Annotated in this window: 17 protein-coding genes; 5 read left to right on the top strand and 12 right to left on the bottom strand. The window is 38.2% G+C overall.

The features are described from left to right. Positions 1-335: 335 nt before the first annotated feature. Both P162_RS13035 and P162_RS13040 read right to left on the bottom strand, forming a co-directional pair. Complete coding sequence (locus P162_RS13035) at positions 336-1,649, bottom strand: OmpA family protein (protein WP_031427931.1); 1,314 nt, start codon at positions 1,647-1,649, stop codon at positions 336-338. Between the two features lie 206 nt (positions 1,650-1,855). Next, complete coding sequence (locus P162_RS13040; RefSeq protein WP_031427933.1) at positions 1,856-2,266, bottom strand: hypothetical protein; 411 nt, start codon at positions 2,264-2,266, stop codon at positions 1,856-1,858. Positions 2,267-2,417: 151 nt separating this feature from the next. On the opposite strand from P162_RS13040, the gene P162_RS13045 reads away from it, so the two are divergent. After that, positions 2,418-3,776: an NAD-dependent succinate-semialdehyde dehydrogenase gene (locus tag P162_RS13045; RefSeq protein ID WP_031427935.1), complete on the top strand. Its 1,359-nt coding sequence runs from the start codon at positions 2,418-2,420 to the stop codon at positions 3,774-3,776. A gap of 181 nt (positions 3,777-3,957) precedes the next feature. Here the strand turns inward: P162_RS13045 and P162_RS13050 are convergent, their stop codons facing one another. Next, positions 3,958-4,683, bottom strand: a complete 726-nt coding sequence (locus P162_RS13050; protein WP_031427937.1) for a hypothetical protein — start codon at positions 4,681-4,683, stop codon at positions 3,958-3,960. Between the two features lie 240 nt (positions 4,684-4,923). On the opposite strand from P162_RS13050, the gene P162_RS13055 reads away from it, so the two are divergent. Together P162_RS13055 and P162_RS13060 are read left to right on the top strand one after the other, a co-directional pair. Next, complete coding sequence (locus P162_RS13055) at positions 4,924-5,823, top strand: DUF72 domain-containing protein (protein ID WP_031427938.1); 900 nt, start codon at positions 4,924-4,926, stop codon at positions 5,821-5,823. Then, positions 5,820-6,326: a gluconokinase gene (locus P162_RS13060; RefSeq protein ID WP_031427940.1), complete on the top strand. Its 507-nt coding sequence runs from the start codon at positions 5,820-5,822 to the stop codon at positions 6,324-6,326. The genes P162_RS13055 and P162_RS13060 overlap by 4 nt, the downstream gene beginning before the upstream one ends. Positions 6,327-6,693: 367 nt before the next feature. Here the strand turns inward: P162_RS13060 and P162_RS13065 are convergent, their stop codons facing one another. The 8 genes from P162_RS13065 to P162_RS13100 all read right to left on the bottom strand — a co-directional run bounded on the left by P162_RS13065 (position 6,694) and on the right by P162_RS13100 (position 14,166). Continuing rightward, the gene (locus P162_RS13065; RefSeq protein ID WP_031427941.1) at positions 6,694-7,629 is read right to left on the bottom strand and encodes a mechanosensitive ion channel family protein; all 936 of its coding nucleotides are present in this window, start codon (positions 7,627-7,629) and stop codon (positions 6,694-6,696) included. Between the two features lie 182 nt (positions 7,630-7,811). Further along, positions 7,812-8,882, bottom strand: a complete 1,071-nt coding sequence (locus tag P162_RS13070) for an endonuclease/exonuclease/phosphatase family protein (protein ID WP_031427944.1) — start codon at positions 8,880-8,882, stop codon at positions 7,812-7,814. Positions 8,883-8,976: 94 nt separating this feature from the next. Beyond that, positions 8,977-10,254, bottom strand: coding sequence for a mechanosensitive ion channel family protein (locus P162_RS13075; protein ID WP_031427946.1), 1,278 nt, complete (start codon positions 10,252-10,254; stop codon positions 8,977-8,979). A 205-nt stretch (positions 10,255-10,459) separates the two neighbouring features. After that, on the bottom strand, positions 10,460-11,299 hold the full coding sequence (locus P162_RS13080) for a ferritin-like domain-containing protein (protein ID WP_031427947.1): 840 nt from the start codon (positions 11,297-11,299) through the stop codon (positions 10,460-10,462). A gap of 38 nt (positions 11,300-11,337) precedes the next feature. After that, positions 11,338-12,156 carry a ferritin-like domain-containing protein gene (locus P162_RS13085; RefSeq protein ID WP_031427949.1) on the bottom strand — a complete coding sequence of 273 codons (819 nt, stop codon included), beginning with the start codon at positions 12,154-12,156 and terminating at the stop codon, positions 11,338-11,340. A 419-nt stretch (positions 12,157-12,575) separates the two neighbouring features. Beyond that, complete coding sequence (locus tag P162_RS13090; RefSeq protein ID WP_031427951.1) at positions 12,576-13,190, bottom strand: M15 family metallopeptidase; 615 nt, start codon at positions 13,188-13,190, stop codon at positions 12,576-12,578. Between the two features lie 68 nt (positions 13,191-13,258). Next, a complete protein-coding gene (locus P162_RS13095; protein ID WP_031427953.1) occupies positions 13,259-13,543 on the bottom strand; it encodes a DUF3817 domain-containing protein in 285 nt (94 codons plus the stop codon). Positions 13,544-13,548: 5 nt separating this feature from the next. Then, positions 13,549-14,166, bottom strand: coding sequence for a YqaA family protein (locus P162_RS13100; protein WP_031427955.1), 618 nt, complete (start codon positions 14,164-14,166; stop codon positions 13,549-13,551). 142 nt (positions 14,167-14,308) lie between these two features. Between P162_RS13100 and P162_RS13105 the strand changes: the two genes are divergently transcribed. Next, positions 14,309-15,034 (top strand): SDR family oxidoreductase, encoded by a 726-nt coding sequence (locus tag P162_RS13105; RefSeq protein WP_031427963.1) that lies wholly within the window; start codon positions 14,309-14,311, stop codon positions 15,032-15,034. A 78-nt stretch (positions 15,035-15,112) separates the two neighbouring features. Here P162_RS13105 and P162_RS13110 read toward each other — a convergent pair whose 3' ends face one another. Beyond that, positions 15,113-15,490: a hypothetical protein gene (locus P162_RS13110; RefSeq protein ID WP_031427965.1), complete on the bottom strand. Its 378-nt coding sequence runs from the start codon at positions 15,488-15,490 to the stop codon at positions 15,113-15,115. Positions 15,491-15,699: 209 nt separating this feature from the next. Between P162_RS13110 and P162_RS13115 the strand changes: the two genes are divergently transcribed. Beyond that, positions 15,700-17,232 (top strand): DEAD/DEAH box helicase, encoded by a 1,533-nt coding sequence (locus P162_RS13115; protein WP_031427968.1) that lies wholly within the window; start codon positions 15,700-15,702, stop codon positions 17,230-17,232. The last annotated feature ends 38 nt before the right edge of the window (positions 17,233-17,270 follow it).

The following is a 17,270-nucleotide window of genomic DNA, read 5'->3' on the forward strand; positions in this document are numbered from 1 at the left end:
CAGTTAGTAAGCAATAACATAAAAAAACGGCTCTTTTTCATTGAAAAAGAGCCGTTTTTTTATAAAACCGAACGTATATCTGAACAATTTTCTATTTAGTACACTATTTAGGACAATCCTAAAACCTGTAGCGAATTTTGATTACGACTTAGTTCATGAATAACATTTGATCATCTAAATGCCAATGCTTTATTTCTGTTTAAAATAGATTAAAAAAAATAATCCATATACGTTTAATATTGGATATTCCATTCCGGAATAGATAAACTAAAAAGCCCCTACATTAAATGTAGGGGCTTTTACCTTAGATAAAAATATAAGGGATTATATTTTTGTTATTTAATTAATTTAAAAGTCACTCTTCGTACCAATTGTCTAGCAGCAGCAGATGCTTTATCTACTGTAGAATCTTCACCACTTCCAGTCACGGTCAGTCTACTTGCATCAACTCCAGAAGCCACTAAAATCTCCTGTACTTTCTGTGCACGTTTCTGAGAAAGCATCTGGTTGTAATCAGGATTTCCAATTTCGTCTGCAAAACCGATCAATTCAGCTTTAGCATCTGTATTTTCATTCATGTATTTCGTTAGGTAGTTAATAGCCTCATAGCTATAAACTTCTGGCTGGGTACTGTTGAACTGGAAGTAAACATTCACGTAACCATCGCCTATGAGTTTTTCTATAATATCATTTCCACTACTTGTAGAGGTAGCCTCCATTTTAGTGAAACGTGCATCTATAGCAGACTCTAATTCATCAGGAATACCATTTTGGTTCTTATCAACTGCAACACCTTTAGTATCCACGGTGACACCAGAAATAGTGTTAGGTTCCCTGTCTAAATAATTAGGTACACCATCGCGGTCATCATCCTGAAGGTCTGTTTCTAATTTAGCTAAGCGACTGTTGATAGAATCCAGATCGTTAGCCATATTCTTTTCTCTTGAATACCAGTCTGCATGTACATCATTTCCACCTAAATAAATGGAAAGACCTATAGTTGCATTAACATAAAAACCGTCAAAGTCTGCAGCGCGCTGACGTCCTGTACCATCAAAGGTTTGATCTTGTCGAATATGACCTATAACAGAAAGGTCAGCATTAAGGGCAACACGTTCTGCTAATTTTATTTGTGGTGTAATACCTGCAATAAAATTAAGCATTTGATCATTGTCATCAATTTCTACAGGTTCCTGTACAGAAAGGGTACTATAACCCATACCACCGTGAAACAAGAGACCTAAAGTATTTGTCCATTCCCGAAATCCCAGGATATTACCTGCATTGGCAACACCTTGAAGCGAGATACGGTATAACCTTGACTTAAAAGGAAGGCTATTTTCATCATCAGAAAAATTATCAAAACCCGCATCAAGTTTAAGACCGGCCCTGTCATTGATCATATATCTTACACCGGCATCCGCATGAAAGAAATCTGGTGTACTGGTATAATAGCCTGGAGCAAATGGACGGGATGGTTTATTTACACCGGCATTAATATCTATAGACCATTTGTTGTATTCATCGTAAGAGGATGTGGTATTTTGATCCTCATTCAGCGATGTGGTTTCCTGATCAGCCATATCTTGAGCATTGGAAACTCCTGCCATTGCGAGAACAGCGAATACCCCTAGTAAAGTCTTCTTCATAATAAGTTGTTAACGGTTATTTATAACAAATGTAAAGTTTGTTTGTTAGATTATAGCACATCAGTGAGGAATTTACAAAATTTTAAGACAGATTTCAGACAAATTTGAGTCGGTATTTTCTGTTTAAGACCAATTTTTTAACGATTAAAAGGTATTTGTTATGTCTTTTTTGAAAATTGAAGCTGCTTTTCCTCAAAAATGTTAATTTAAATTGTTTCTGCTTTTATTTCCAGTAGTTGGATCTGATTTAAAAGTCTTTCTTTTACAAGATTCATCATTCTTTTGTTAAGGGCTGATGAATTGGTTATATAAGTATTGTATTCCTCAAGGGTAAATTGCCCAATAATGATTCCTTTGAGACTGTTCCTAAACTTGATATCTCTTAGGATTGCATTTTCTATGTATTTAAGGCGTTTTTCAATAGTAAGCGTAAAAAACACATTCTTATGTTTTGCAATATAGTTTCCAAAAACAGCAAGTAGCAAATCGTTCTGTAATTTGGCCAATGGTCTCAACGTTTCGTTCTGAAAGTGTTCCTCACTACTCATTTGAGCATTTACTTTAGCCGTGGGTATTACGGGTCTTAATGCTAGTAGATCTTTGTCGCGTGTTGACATCATGAATTATTTTCTTAAATATAAGGTTTTGCAATCCATTGCAGGTAAAGGGATCGTTAATTTTAAGATGCTTCTTAAAGCGCGTTAAAGTGCTATTAAAGGAAAGTCTATTTCCACACTGGCTTTATAACTTTAAATAAATCTACAGATTATGATAAAATCCACGAATCCATATAACCAGAAGGAAGTTTTCAGTATTAAAGAGTTTAGTGCAAATGAAGTTGAAGACGCGATAGATCGTGCTGATGCTTTTTTTCAATCCTGGAAAAAAACCACGTTTGCAGAGCGTAAAGAAAAAATGCTCGCAGCGGCAAAAGAATTGAAGCAAAACAAAAAAGAGTACGCTGAAACCATGACTCAGGAAATGGGAAAACCCATTAAACAGGCCATTGCGGAGATTGAAAAATGCGCATGGGTATGTGAGTATTATGCAGAAAATGCCGAAAAACAGCTAAGTCCTAAAAATATTGAGACTGATGCAGAAAAAAGTTATGTGAGCTACGAACCTTTAGGGGTTGTACTCGCGGTCATGCCTTGGAACTACCCTTACTGGCAAGTGTTCAGGTTTGCTGCTCCCGCACTCATGGCAGGAAATATTGGCCTGCTGAAACATGCAAGTAATGTGACACATTGTGGTGAAAAAATTCAGCAGATTTTTGAACGTGCAGGTTTTCCAAAAGATTGTTTTCAACATATGCCATTGGGAAGTGATAAAATAGAAAGCGTAATTAGAAACAAAAAAGTCAAAGCCGTTACCCTTACCGGAAGTAAGTCTGCGGGAAGTTCTGTGGCAAGCATTGCCGGGGAAGAAATTAAAAAATCCGTGCTGGAACTGGGCGGTAGTAACGCGCTGGTGGTCTTTGCGGACTGTAATCTAGAGGAAACCGTAAAAACCTGTGTGCAGGCAAGGTTTCAAAATACGGGGCAGAGCTGTATCGCCGGTAAGCGACTTATAGTAGAGGAAAGCGTTGCAGATCGTTTTACAGAGAAGTTTGTAAAGGCGGTTAAGGAATTGAAAAGTGGTGACCCCATGGATGAGGAAACTTTTATAGGTACAATGGCTCGCGAGGATCTTGCCAAAGATCTTGAAAAACAACTTAAGGATTCTGTTGAAAATGGAGCAAAAATCCTAACGGGTGGAAAACGTGATAAGGCGTATTTTGAACCTACCGTAGTTGATAAAGTAACTACAGATATGAGTTTGTTTGAAGAAGAAACCTTCGGACCCGTCATAGGGATTACTACTTTTAAAAATGACGAAGAAGCCGTGAATATGGTTAACCAATCTGATTTTGGTCTGGGTGTCTCCATTTTTACGGAAGATAGGGATAAGGCTGAGCAGTTGGTGCCACTTTTTGAGGATGGGGCCGTTTTTGTCAATGAACTTGTAAAAAGTGACCCTCGTTTGCCTTTTGGCGGAACAAAGATTTCGGGTTATGGCCGCGAACTTTCAGAAGATGGTATTAAAGAGTTTGTTAATAGGAAAACGGTTTATTTTAATTCGTATTAATTTGTTTGTAAATATCTCATTTCCGATAATTTTTAACCCAAAAAACCCCGATTTTAGTCGAAAATCGGGGTTTTTTGAATCTATATGCTTTGTCGTTAATGGCGTTTTTTCGTGAAATTAGGTCTGGTTTTTAATACGTTGCCTATTATTCGGTAGCGCTATAAAACTTAAATAAGTTCAATTAATAATCGCTCTGGGGAAATTCAAAAATCTTACCGTCAATTTGTGGATTTAGATTGATGTTCTTGATCTTTATCAGCATATCGCCCTGTTTTATGGTAAAAGGAAATGAAAAACCCTGTACTTTTTGATAATCGCTCAATTCACTAGTTAGATAGTCACCATTAGGCTTCATTTCTATGATTTTAACTGGATTGAAATTTTGTGTATTAAAATAATAAAAACTTACGTTTTCTACTTTTCGGCCTTCAACGGTCATGGGCTCTTTGATTATTTTTATTTTAAAGGTCTGCACACTATCAACAGTTTCAATTCCTTCATATTCTAATTGATAATAGTTTTGTTCATAATTGATGACCGGGGATGGAAAATCATTTAGACTGAGTTTTATGTTGTCTGTGAGTGCCTGGCTTCCCAGCAATGGTATCATGGTCGTAAGGTCTGTTGTCCAGTAGGTTTGACCGTCAAAAGCCATCTGGGCAAAACGTTTTCCGGCAAAATCGATCATAATGGCCTGCTTTCCAGATTTTGTATTGTAGAGTGTCAAGGGGAGTAAAATATCAGCTTGCTGAAGAGTCGCGTCCATTTTTGTTGCCCTTAAGGTATCCCAACCGTTTCTGCCTCCGCTTTGTTCAATGTATTTTTCCACGATGTCATTTGCCGCCTGTGCTTTTGCATCGGTAAATGAAAATAAAAGTGTGATCAATAAAAGGGACAGGTATTTCATATTTTAAAATTTACTCTTTATTAGCCAAAAGTATACCGCAATTTTAGTCAAAAATTTTGAATGGGCCGCAGTACATCCATGTCTAACGCTAAGTAGTTTTTTTAGTACATTAAAAAAATATTGATGTAGATTTCAGAGACGCTGGCCAACCTTACAATAAATCGCGAGAAGCTTTTTGCTTTAAAGTTAAGACTGGGCACGTTTAGGAGCATTGCCTTATATTTACATAAACGCCACGTTATGCAATTCGGAAAAGTTGAAAATCCGTCACAGATAGATTTTAGTTTGCCAGAGGATCACCCAGATACCATAAAACTACTAAAAACCTTCAAAAAACCGGAAAAACCCACCGTTTTTGTGGGTTGTGCAAAGTGGAACAAGCAGGATCTCAAGAACTTTTACCCCCGCGGTATAAAGGATGAATTAGAATACTATTCGTCCCAGTTTAACTCCATAGAATTGAATGCTTCTTTTTATAGGCTTTTTCCAAAAGATCAATTTGAAACCTGGTACAGCAAAACCCCGAAAGACTTCAAATTTTTCCCCAAGATTACCCGTACCATTAGTCACTCGAAGCGCTTAAAGGACAGTAAACCGCTTATTGAAGAGTATGTTGATCATGTTGTCATGCTCAAAGAAAAGTTGGGCACTGTTTTTTTGCAGATGCATGACAACTTTCAGCCAAAAAACTGGGACCGTGTAACGGAATTTGTGTCTAATTGGCCCAAGGATCACCCTCTTGCGTTAGAATTTAGGCATACAGACTGGTTCAACGATACCGAAAATGCAGAACGACTTTATAGTTTATTGCAAGATAATGGTATGTCAAATGTGCTCGTAGATACTGCCGGTCGGCGGGATATCATGCACATGCGACTTACAAACCAAGAAGCTTTTATACGCTACGTGGGCGCAAACCATCCTAGTGATTACGATAGGTTAGATGCATGGGTAGAACGTATTGAAAAATGGGTAAAACTTGGTTTGCCGCAGGTGGATTTCTTTATTCATCAGAACAATGAGAAAGAATCACCTTTGCTTGCAGAATATTTCATTGAAAAAATCAATAAAACATTAGGTCTCCAAATTTCAGTTCCTAAGGGATTGCACGGCACCGATAATTTAAAATTAGATTTATGAGCAGAATAATATTAGTTTGTGGAGTTTCTGGCTCCGGCAAGACCACGATAGGCAAGCTTGTTGCGGAGCGAACGGGAATTCCTTTTTATGATGCAGACGCTTTTCATCCAGAGTCAAATATCAAGAAAATGGCAGCTGGTCATCCGCTCAACGATGCTGATAGGCAGCCCTGGCTAGAAGCTATGGCAGAAGCTATGTCAAAATGGGAAAACGATAGCGGGGCCGTACTGGGCTGCTCTGCGCTTAAGGAAAAATACAGACAAACCCTTGAAAAAGGCGCTGGCAAGAAAATAATTTGGATTATGCTGGAAGGCGATTTTGAGCTTATAAAAGATCGCATGAGCAATCGTAAAAATCATTTTTTTGATGCAGATATGCTACAATCTCAATATGACGCTTATGAACGTCCAGACTATGGCTATTTCTTTGATGTAAAATACACTCCGGAAGAAATTGTAGATTCTATAGTGAAAGTCCTAAAAGACAATAACGAACTGGAGTAATGAATTTTGGATAGCTTTTGGTGTTTGCTAAAATACAGTCTTTTTATTATCTCCAATTCTTTAATTAAGTAATTGGGCTATCTGCGCCAACGACCGTTCTTGTATTTATGGGGTCAAATTTCCTTTTGGAATGTATAGCGAGAATATAAGGTGTCAAAGCAATCCCAATATGTCTTTTTTTGGTAATTTTCCGCTAAAAGCATCCGTGGAGCATTTATATAGTGTCAGGAGTAGATTCGTTTGCTTATGTCAATAATAGCGGTTCAAGATTGGTCAAACTATAGCTGGGGCCTTACTGAAAGGCAAACCTTTAAATCCTCGTCTAGTGTAACCACCATTATTGCATTTAAAGGCCTGTGTTATTGTCTTATTCTTTGGTTTTTCCTTTGATGTTTTTTTCTTCTGCAGTATCCTGCACCATACGGAATGGAAAATCTTTCTCGCCGCCGTATAACTTTATCTCCTGAATATCTGCTGGCATGTAATAGCCGTTATCTTCCAGGGCTTCCTTAACCGAACGTACCACATTACCTTTAGTGATAAGTGCCATTCTTCTGAAATCTTTTGTATCTACCCAGAAAAACACTTTTAAGTTTACGGTACTGGTCGCGAGTTCATCTTCTATCACAAAATTTTCATGCTCTTCGTCCTCTATAACATCTGGCTGGTTGTGAAGGGCGTCCATCACTGTTTGCTTTGCGCCCTCGATATTGTCTTCATAGGCGATCCCTATGATAAAGCTCCATCTAAAAAAGCCATCTTCGGTATAATTGGTGACGGGCTGGGTGAGCACATCACTATTAGGGATATAAACATCCTTTCCATCAAAGGTTTTCAATTTTGTATATCGAAATTCCAGCGCTTTTACCTTTCCAAAATTACTTCCCACTTCCACGGTGTCATCCACATCAAAAGGCCGGTTGAAGGAGAGAATAATCCCTGCTATAAAATTCTCACCAATATCCTTAAAAGCAAATCCCAGCACTACGGCACTCGCTCCGGCAGCTGTTAAAATACCTGCTGCAATACCTTGAAGGCCAGCGGCATTTAGGGCGATCATAATAGAGATTATAATAAATACAACCTTAATGGTCTTGCCCAGAAAGCGGCTCATCAATGGGTCATTTGTTCGCATGGAAAGGCGTTTGCGCACAAAATTACCTATGACCGCACCTAAGAGTACGCCCAGTATAATGATGCCTATCCCTATGGCGATACCTGGGAGTTGGTCTATAAATTTCGCTGAAAAATTGGTAAAGGATTCCGAAATACTTTCGGGATTAGCGGTAGTATTGGTTTGCATTAAAGTTGGTTTTTTATTGCACGATGTCAGCCTGTACGGGGCACATCATTGATTATTTTTAATAGGGCAAATAACGGATTTTTTGTGAAACCAGAATTCCTTTAACGTATTCCTACCTATAATTTAATACTGTTCCAAATATTCTTCTGCTATTTCCTTTAGAGTTTTTAGAACAGTAGTTGTCAATCATTCTGGTCCCGATAATCCTCTATTTGTGAGGCTACATTTTTTAATTGCCTTTTGGACGGTGGCTCGGGTAACTGTTCGTTTTTGCCCTTAGGCTCAAAAGAAAGTTCTGCATAAGAAGGATAATGGTCAGAATTGATATCTGCTCCCATAGCCATTTTTCTTATCCTGAATTCAGGGGAAATAAAAATATGATCCAATGGCCACTTCATAAGTGCGGATTTCGCGCTAAAAGTATTGTAAAAACCCCTGCCTATACGGGGGTCGAGTAGTGTGCTCGAAGCTTTAAAAAGAGCCGTGGTATTAGACCAGGCAACATCATTAAAATCGCCCATTACAATTACGGGCAGTTTGTTTTGCCTGCTTTTGTGGGATATAATCATCATTTCTGCATCGCGGTCTGACGATTTAGGATTATGCTGGGGCATGGGCGGTGTGGGGTGTATCGCATAGATCTGGATGGTATCACCGGTTTTGAGGATTAATTTGGTGTGAATTGAAGGTATTTCTTTATCAATAATATAATGTACGGTAGGGTCAATAAGTGGCATTTTCGAATATAATGCCATACCGTACGTATTGTCTAACGGGATTTCTTTACGGTAGCTATAGTTTTTACTCGTATAGGGACGTAGATCATTTAACCATTTCGCGTTCGCTTCACAAAGGAGCAAAATATCAGGATCTTTACTTTTCAATTCATCTATGAGAGGTTGTCTCTCCTTATTACTCTGTAATACATTTGAGGTAAAAAGACTCAGGTGCTTTTGAGCATCTTCATGTTCCGCATTTAAAACTTCATAGGGATAAAGCGACGTGTAGGGAACTATCTTATTGATCTGATAAACGAAGCACGCAAGCATAATACTTACGAAGAGGTAATCGTGTTTCCATCGAATGTCAAACCGGAAAAAGTAAAATGCAATTACGATGAAGGTAAATGCGGTAAGCTGTGTATGGGGGAAATCAAATATTCGTATCCACCAGTAATCTGCTGCAATAAGTGGTATTAAAGTTAATAAAATAGCTAAAATACCTAATGCAAATAGACCTCTTTTTAATGTCATCCATCTAATTTTTCGGGGATGAATATACGATGATTCTATAAATTAAGAAAACAAGATAAAAAGTCGCCTGGTTACGTGGGATAATGAAGGTTTTTTAATTCATTTTAAATGACCTGTCATCGAGATCTGAACTGGATACTTCCTCAAAAATTTCGAGTTTAAAATAAGGTACGGCAGCGATAATATGGTCAAAAATATCAGCTTGTATGTGTTCATAAATTTCCCAGCGTTTGTCTTTGCTGAAGCAAAAAATCTCTATGGGAATACCCTGAGAAGTAGGGGCTAGGTGGCGCACCATTAGAAAAAGATCTTTGTTGATCGCGGGGTTTTCATGTAAAAAAGCATCAATATAACGCCTAAATATGCCCAAATTTGTCTGATTTCTTCCGTTTATAAGAAGGCTTCGGTCTGCATTCCGAAGTCGGTTAGTACGTTCAAGATCCTGTTCGCGATGTTCAATGTAAGGAGCTATAAGCTGAATTTTCTTTAACTCTTCGATGTCCTCGGTTGTTAAAAAGCGTACAGAACGTTGCTTGATAAAAATTGCCCGCTTAATACGTCTCCCATCACTATCCTGCATTCCACGCCAGTTTTGAAAAGAATCTGCAATCAGACTGTAGGTGGGGATGGTGGTATAGGTGTTATCAAAATTCTGCACCCGTACCGTTGCAAGGTTAATTTCGGTAACAGTACCATCTGCGCCAAATTTGCTAAACGTGATCCAGTCACCTATACGCACGATATCATTGACCGAAACCTGAATGGAGGCCACAAAGCCCATTATGGTATCCTTAAAAATAAGCAACAGTACAGCAGAGGTTGTACCCAGCTGCAGCGCTAATTTACCAGCTTCCTTATCAAAAATTTCGAGAATTATAAAAAATGCGGACAGAGACCATAAGAAAAGCATGGTAACCTGAACATAACTCTGTAAGGGTTTATCGTGATACTTTTCCTTGGTTTCAAAAAAGCTACGGGATGTACGCAATACGCTACGTAATATTTTGAGTATTAAAATTATTACATAGACATTTATTGCTTTATTGACCCATAGCAATACCATGGGATGGTTGCCATGTAACATGATGGCAAGTACATATTTTAAGATGTTTATAGGTATAATATGACCTACATACCTTGGAAAATTGGTAAGGATAAGGTAGTCATCAAAAGTACTCTTGGTCTTATTGGTAAAGGCTTTGAAGAACTCGATCAGCAACCTACGTAAAATCCTGTCAAGCAGTATAAGGCCAGCAGTTAACAGGAATACGTTGATAAAAATACTTAGTATACCGGCATAGTAGGGATCAAGACCGTAGTCTATGAGCGAGTTGCCAAAATCTTGAAAATACTGGTGTAGTCTTTGATGCATTGCCAGTTGTGCTTTTTTGACGGCAAAGATACTATAATAAAAATCGAGGAACTATAGAAGAGTGAGAGAGGAGTTCAAAATTATAAGTATATAAAACCTTATCATGTAGCTTAGTTTGGTTTCTTAAAAAATAGCTTAGCAAAACCCAATAAAAAAGGCTGCCAGTGGCAGCCTTTAGAAACATTAAATCTTTTAAGATCTAATTTTATTGAACAATAAAGAACCCACCTATGGTTAAAACTTCATCCATAGTTAATGGCTCATCAAAGGCAGCAGTAACTGCATCAGCACCACCAAAATCGCTAAATAATCCAGCGAGATCAACACCACCTTGTTCGGTGTTTTCTTCACCGGCATAAATAGGGGCAAATGCATCTGGCAATGTATTGTTATTTTGTACAATCCATCCTTTTTCCATACGCATTCTTCTCACTTTTGAAGCATGACGTGCTTCTACAGAATGAATTTGCAGCGCATAATCAAGCAATGTGTTATCTACCGCTAGTGCTCCAGCTTGTCCTTTGTAAGCACGCACACCAGTATCTTCAAAACCTTGTGCTAATGCCATAAATTGAGCATAAGCAGTTTCCTGATCTGCACCATTTTCCATAAAAGGATCTAAACTCAATCCACCTGGACCACCTGTAAAGTCAAATGTTGGCTTTGCAATCGCATCAGCTCCTAAAGCATTTACAAGAAACTCTACGTGTGCATCTTCATGTTTGGAAATGGTCTCAAAGACCGTCATATCAGCATCAGAAATGACGCCGCTATTAAGGCCTTTCTGATAAAATTCCTGCTCAAGATATTCTAGGGTTAATGCAAAATTTAATACGTCTGTAGGACTAGCTTGAAAAGCTGCTGCTGCCATGGCGCTTGTAGCTGCCCTAGCTTTAGAGCTTGTTGCTGCCAGACCGAAAGGAATGGAGGCAAGGGCAACATTTTTACCCACACTTTTCATTTGTTGAAAAGAATCTCTTCTTGAACTGGTTTTGGTTAAGGCCTCTCTATTTGAAAGGCTTTCTAAAAGCTTTATAAAATTCATAATATTGTCTTTTTTAAAATTAATGAGTTAGCTAATCGTTACGCTGTAGGCAAATTGTTTGCCGTGAATGGGGTAACTATAAATTCAAGATCAACCACTGCTGCAATCACATCTGCAGGGAGGGTAGCTTTGTCATATGCAACGCCTGAGCCTCCTAAATCCACAAGAACATCAGCGCTTGCAAAATTAGAGGTGTTTGGGCTCACAAGATCTCTAAAAGCCGAAGCATGACGTGCTTCTACAGATACAATCTTACCCGCCAAAGTTAAATAAGTAACACCAGCAGCATCGCTAACATCAATTAATTTACCGGCACCATTGTAAGCAGAAACTCCGGTATCTTCTAACGCAACAGCCGTCGCTAAAACAGAATCCCTACTTGAAAAATCAACAGCATTAGGTCCTGATGAGAAATCAAATTCTAAATCTGGTAATACCTGATCTGCTTCAACTGCCGCAGAAATTGCCGTTTTAAAGAAATCCCTATGGATTACTTCATGATTAGTAGTATCTAAAATAATTTGCTTTTCTTCACTATCATCAGGAAGTCCTTGATAATAAGATCCATTAAGTACTTCTAAATAAAAAGCAGCTTCTAGCTGTTCTAACGCAAAAGCGTAATTAAGTATTCCAACATTTCCGGAACCTAAATCAAATACTGCCGGCTCTTCTGGAACTTCTGGATCTTCTGGATCATCAGGATTCTGATTTACGATTCCCATATCATCGTCATCGCTACATGAGAGTAATAAACCTCCACCCACGATAGCCATTCCACTTAATTTTAAAAACTTTCGTCTGTCGCGTCCAGTTAATGGCTCTAGTGCGTCATCCTTTTTAATTTCATTGCTTTTCATCGAAATTGTATTTTTAGTTATTATTCATTCTGAATCTCAACATAATCTACGAGGAAAAGGGCAGCCTAGTTTTAAAATGATAAACCTTTAACAGATATTTATGACTTTTTACCGATTAAAAGAAGATTATATCTTAAAATTTAACATTTAAAGAATTTCTAACTGCCTAGAAGTTAGATTTTCAGATTAATAAATTTTTCAAAATTGTTAATACACTGTAGGTACTTTAACGATATATTTTCAGAAAATTAAAAATAAGGAATATGGAGTTCTAAGGAAACAACTATTAAGTTCTATTGAATAGCATTTTAAAATTCAATTTTTCCCCTTTAGTATATTTGAAATTTCAAAATTTCAAAAACTATATTTAATGCTTAGTGAGCATTTACTAAGTGCAAATAGAAGATTCTTTAGTGCGCTTATTCCACTGCGCAGGGAAAGTCAAAGTTAATGATCTCGTACTGGTAATTTTTTTTATAATTAAAATGCCACCATTCGGTACGTATGGTTTCAAAACCATAAAGAAGCATACCTTTTTGCAATAACGCTCTGTTTTTAAGAATTTGATCTGGAAAGTCCGTATGGTCAATATGCGCCTCTATGCCAAAAAAATCGTGATCTGTACCCATATCCACTGGCTCCCCCTCTAGTGTAATAAGTGAAATATCTACTGCAGCGCCCCTATTATGAATGGAGCCGCTTGTGTAAGGATTTGCCACGTATTGTGGATTAGGATATGCTTTCCACATTTTTTTCTGGGCAGAAACGGGACGGTAACAATCGTAGAGGAGAATTTTATACCCAAGTTCGCAGAAATAATGGTTTGCCTCTTTAAGCGCGTCAGCTACTTCGGGTCTCAAATAACAAGCTGCACAATCATAGAAAGCTTCTTTAAGAAAATTATTTTCCCCGGCGTATCGTATATCATACGCAAAACCGTCCTGCAGGGTGTCTAGCTGTACGAGATCTACCTTTTGTGCTGGCAGCATTGCCGTAAAAAGAAGGAGAAAAACAATTAAAAATGTTCTATTCATGCTTAAATATAGCCAATAATTAACACCTAAAGGTAATTTCTACAATGCTGAAACTAGTCTGGATAACATTATTTAAGGTGGGGTTCAATATATTTTGCATCCATCCAGAAAGTCCCGCAAGGAACTACGGAACAAATCAGAACAATCACCAGTGTTTTAAATGACCACCGCAACTGCCTGCTAACGATTACCGCAACGATGACATATGCGATAAACAGCACCCCATGAGCCATACCCAACCATTGATTGGGAACTGGGTTATCGTAAAAATACTTCAAAGGCATGGTAATGAGAAGCAAGCCCAGAAAAGAAATTCCTTCAAGAATACCGAGTATTTTAAAAAATCGAAGCATAGGCTTTATACTAAACTAAATATTGCAGCGCCATAAACGGCAAACCTCACAAAACGCATCAAACCAAATAAAAGATAATTTTTAAACGGAAATTTTATCATACCTGCCGCCAGGCTGCTAATGGCAAACGGAAGTGGCAGGATAGCACCCACAATGATTAAAAAACCTCCCCATTTACGTGCATTTTTAAGGTGTTTTGCCATTTTTACCTCTAGATACTCATGTACCGCTTGAATGCGCGTAGATGCCCTGCCGGCGAAATAAGAGATAATACCACCCGTGTAAGAAAGCACCGCAAGCAAGCTCAGATATAAGATTGGATTTGGCATTTTATCGCTCCATGCTATAAATATTTCTGGCGGAATAAGTCCCAGAATGGTTTCCGAAATAAAAAAAACCGCGAGTACCCAGAATGTTGGGAAGGTATCCGTCATTTTGACCAGAAGGCTGTTGAGATCAATTACAAAATAATGAATCGCAAAGATGACTGCAATAAACAGAAGGATAGGGGGGAGCGCTTTTTTAAGACTAGTGCCTAAAAAGCTGTAAAAACCGGTATACTTATAATATTGATGAAGCAGTTGAAGCCTGGACTTACGTTCCCCACCTTTATGTTGTGACATGATCTAAAATTTGGTGCAAAATTACGCCTTAAGCATTGGAAGACCAACGCAAAATGAACCAATTATGAACTGTATTTTAGTTTTAATAAAACTTTAATTGTCACCTTTCCGCTACGCTGAATATTAATATTAAATTTAAGCTATGGATAAATTAAAAAACAAAGTAGCCTTCATTACTGGAGGTACAAAAGGAATAGGAAGAGGAATCGCAGAATCCCTTTTAAAATTAAATATGAACGTGGCAATCACGAGCCGCACCCAGAGTGCAGCTCAGGAAGCTGCTGATGAACTTAATAATGCAAACAGCGGTGAAGGCAACGTAATAGGCATAGAGGCTGACGTACGTGACTACGACAGCCAAAAAGAAGCGGTTGCAAAAATACTTGATAAGTGGGGTCAAATTGACGTACTTGTTGCCAATGCCGGCTTAGGTCATTTTGGAAATATTTCAGAACTTACGGTTGATCAATGGGATGAAACTATAAGTACAAACCTTACGGGTGTTTTTTATAGTGTAAAAGCTACCCTCGAAGCTTTACAGAATTCAGAGGGTTATATCTTTACTATATCAAGCCTTGCGGGTACAAATTTCTTTGCTGGCGGTAGTGCCTACAATGCGAGTAAATTTGGACTTACCGGTTTTAGTCAGGCTTTAATGCTTGATGTGCGTGATAAGGGAGTGAAGGTGACCACGATCATGCCAGGTTCTGTAGCAACGCACTTTGGAGGTCATGAGCCTTCTAGTGATGATGACTGGAAAATACAAAGTGAAGATATGGGGCAGATCGTTTCAGACCTGTTACAGATGCATCCCAGGACGTTGCCAAGTAAGGTTGAGGTCAGACCCTCTAAACCACCAAAAAAGTAAAGAAATTCAACTATTTAAGCATAAAAAAAGCACCTTTAAGGTGCTTTTTTTATGCTTTATAACAAGTAAACCCAGGAATCAATTTTCGTCTGCGTAGTCTTGAAGCGCCTCTACATAAGAACGAATGTCCAAACGATTGGATTTATTTTCAGGTTCTGCAATAAGGTTGAGCAGATAAAGAAAACTTTCATTGGGTTCTGATGGCTCCCGGGGCTCAAGATCTTCTTCATGGCCTTCAATAGGTTCTTCTTCGGGAATATCTATGGCAAATGTCTGGTATTCTTCAATATGTTCAAAAGTAAGACGTACAACTTTTGCTATGAGGGGCCTTTCTTCTTCCACAGCATAGGGACGCAGGCTTTTAAGATCATTTACGGCCGTATTTGTGATGATGCCGTTATTCTCAACGTCATCTATAAGCTTGTTAAGTAGCTTTACTGCTTTGGGATTCTTCAATGCTATAAGTTTGGTTAGATGACAAAGGTAAAAGATTAGGTCTTTTCCTGCACTACAAGGCTTTACTTTTTTCCAGGTGCATCTATAAATAATCCTAAACATATGGTTGTGAACTTAATAGGAATCCAACAAATATTAAGACGTTAATTTTTTTAAGAAGCCTTTAAATACCTTATTTTTGCAAAATTCATTATCAAAAATTACTACACTTGGGCGAACGATCTAGAGAGCGGAAAAAAAACGAAGGAAAAGAACTTTATTCATATCAATTAAAAGATTTAGACAGGATTTTTGCCTGTATAGAAGAATCTACAGATGATTTTAACCTGTTGTACCAGTTGCCCACGGGTGGTGGTAAAACGGTTATATTTTCTGAAATAGTGCGTCGTTATATTGCTGAAAAGAATAAGAAGGTAATTATTCTCACGCACCGTATCGAACTTTCTTCACAGACCTCAAAAATGCTTACCAGTTTTGATGTGCCTAATATGGTAATCAATAGTAAGGTGAAGACCCTGGAGGGCAACGAGAATTATATGTGCTACGTAGCCATGGTGGAAACGTTGAACAACCGTTTGCAGGATAAGCAGATGAAATTTAACGATGTGGGGCTTGTGATTATTGATGAAGCGCACTACAATTCATTCCGTAAGCTTTTCAGCCATTTTAAAAAGACCTTCATACTTGGTGTGACCGCAACACCGCTAAGTTCTAATGTGAAGCTTCCCATGAAGGATAATTATAAAAAACTTATCATGGGCGAGAGTATTTCTTCGCTTATCGATAAGGGCTTTCTTTCACAGGCGAATGTGCACACGTATGATGTAGGTCTTAAAACACTTCAGGTAGGTATCAATGGGGATTATACCGTAAAATCTTCAGAGATCTTATATACAAACCATAGCATGCAGCAAAAACTGCTCATGGCTTATGAAGAGAAGGCAAAAGATACCAAGACGTTGATCTTCAACAATGGTATAAATACGTCTCACTATGTATACGAGACTTTCAAGGAGGCGGGTTATGATGTGATGCACCTTGATAATACCCATAGCAACAAAGAGCGCAAGGAAATTTTGAAATGGTTCAAGAAAACCCCGGGTGCGATCCTTACCTCAGTAAGTATCTTAACTACTGGTTTTGATGAGCCTACTGTTGAAACTATTATTCTTAACCGTGCGACACGATCCCTCACGCTTTATTTCCAAATGATAGGTAGGGGCTCACGGGTTTTACCTAATAAAAAAGAATTTCAGGTAATTGATTTAGGTAATAATGTGGCGCGTTTTGGCCTTTGGGACGGTCCCATGGACTGGAATGATATTTTTATGTATCCCGAATTTTACCTTGAAAACCTTGTAAGTGATGAGGATATTGAGCGGGAATTTATTTATGAAATGCCACCCGAATTGCGCGAACAGTTCAGCAATAGTAAAGAGATAGATTTTGATATCAAGGCAGAATATGAAAAGGTTTTTGCCGAAGGTAAAAAGTCAAAACTGGCCCTTGAACGCTCCATAGCACAACATGCCAAGATCGTATTTGAAAATACGGAGGATGTTTTTGATGCGCGTATTCTTGCCCGGGAACTTAAAGATGAAATCAGTTTCCGTATACGCCAGTATTCGTACTGTATCATGAAAAATACCCAGAATTACAAAGACTGGTTAGAAGAGGATTACATGCGCAAGCTTCGACTCAAGTTGAGCCAAATGTACACAAGCGTTACGCCTGTTGAATAAATAAGCATCTTGTTTATAAAAGCTTAGGGATTGCTGCC

The sequence above is a fragment of the Flavimarina sp. Hel_I_48 genome (assembly GCF_000733945.1).
In the GTDB taxonomy this organism is placed as follows: Bacteria; Bacteroidota; Bacteroidia; order Flavobacteriales; family Flavobacteriaceae; genus Leeuwenhoekiella.

Coding starts and splice junctions, on each gene's coding strand:
- P162_RS13045 (WP_031427935.1), top strand. CDS start 2,418: ATGATAAAATCCACGAATCCATATAACCAGAAGGAAGTTTTCAGTATT.
- P162_RS13035 (WP_031427931.1), bottom strand. CDS start 1,649: ATGAAGAAGACTTTACTAGGGGTATTCGCTGTTCTCGCAATGGCAGGA.
- P162_RS13100 (WP_031427955.1), bottom strand. CDS start 14,166: ATGTCACAACATAAAGGTGGGGAACGTAAGTCCAGGCTTCAACTGCTT.
- P162_RS13065 (WP_031427941.1), bottom strand. CDS start 7,629: ATGCAAACCAATACTACCGCTAATCCCGAAAGTATTTCGGAATCCTTT.
- P162_RS13085 (WP_031427949.1), bottom strand. CDS start 12,156: ATGAAAAGCAATGAAATTAAAAAGGATGACGCACTAGAGCCATTAACT.
- P162_RS13075 (WP_031427946.1), bottom strand. CDS start 10,254: ATGCATCAAAGACTACACCAGTATTTTCAAGATTTTGGCAACTCGCTC.
- P162_RS13050 (WP_031427937.1), bottom strand. CDS start 4,683: ATGAAATACCTGTCCCTTTTATTGATCACACTTTTATTTTCATTTACC.
- P162_RS13070 (WP_031427944.1), bottom strand. CDS start 8,882: ATGACATTAAAAAGAGGTCTATTTGCATTAGGTATTTTAGCTATTTTA.
- P162_RS13040 (WP_031427933.1), bottom strand. CDS start 2,266: ATGTCAACACGCGACAAAGATCTACTAGCATTAAGACCCGTAATACCC.
- P162_RS13105 (WP_031427963.1), top strand. CDS start 14,309: ATGGATAAATTAAAAAACAAAGTAGCCTTCATTACTGGAGGTACAAAA.
- P162_RS13080 (WP_031427947.1), bottom strand. CDS start 11,299: ATGAATTTTATAAAGCTTTTAGAAAGCCTTTCAAATAGAGAGGCCTTA.
- P162_RS13060 (WP_031427940.1), top strand. CDS start 5,820: ATGAGCAGAATAATATTAGTTTGTGGAGTTTCTGGCTCCGGCAAGACC.
- P162_RS13095 (WP_031427953.1), bottom strand. CDS start 13,543: ATGCTTCGATTTTTTAAAATACTCGGTATTCTTGAAGGAATTTCTTTT.
- P162_RS13090 (WP_031427951.1), bottom strand. CDS start 13,190: ATGAATAGAACATTTTTAATTGTTTTTCTCCTTCTTTTTACGGCAATG.
- P162_RS13055 (WP_031427938.1), top strand. CDS start 4,924: ATGCAATTCGGAAAAGTTGAAAATCCGTCACAGATAGATTTTAGTTTG.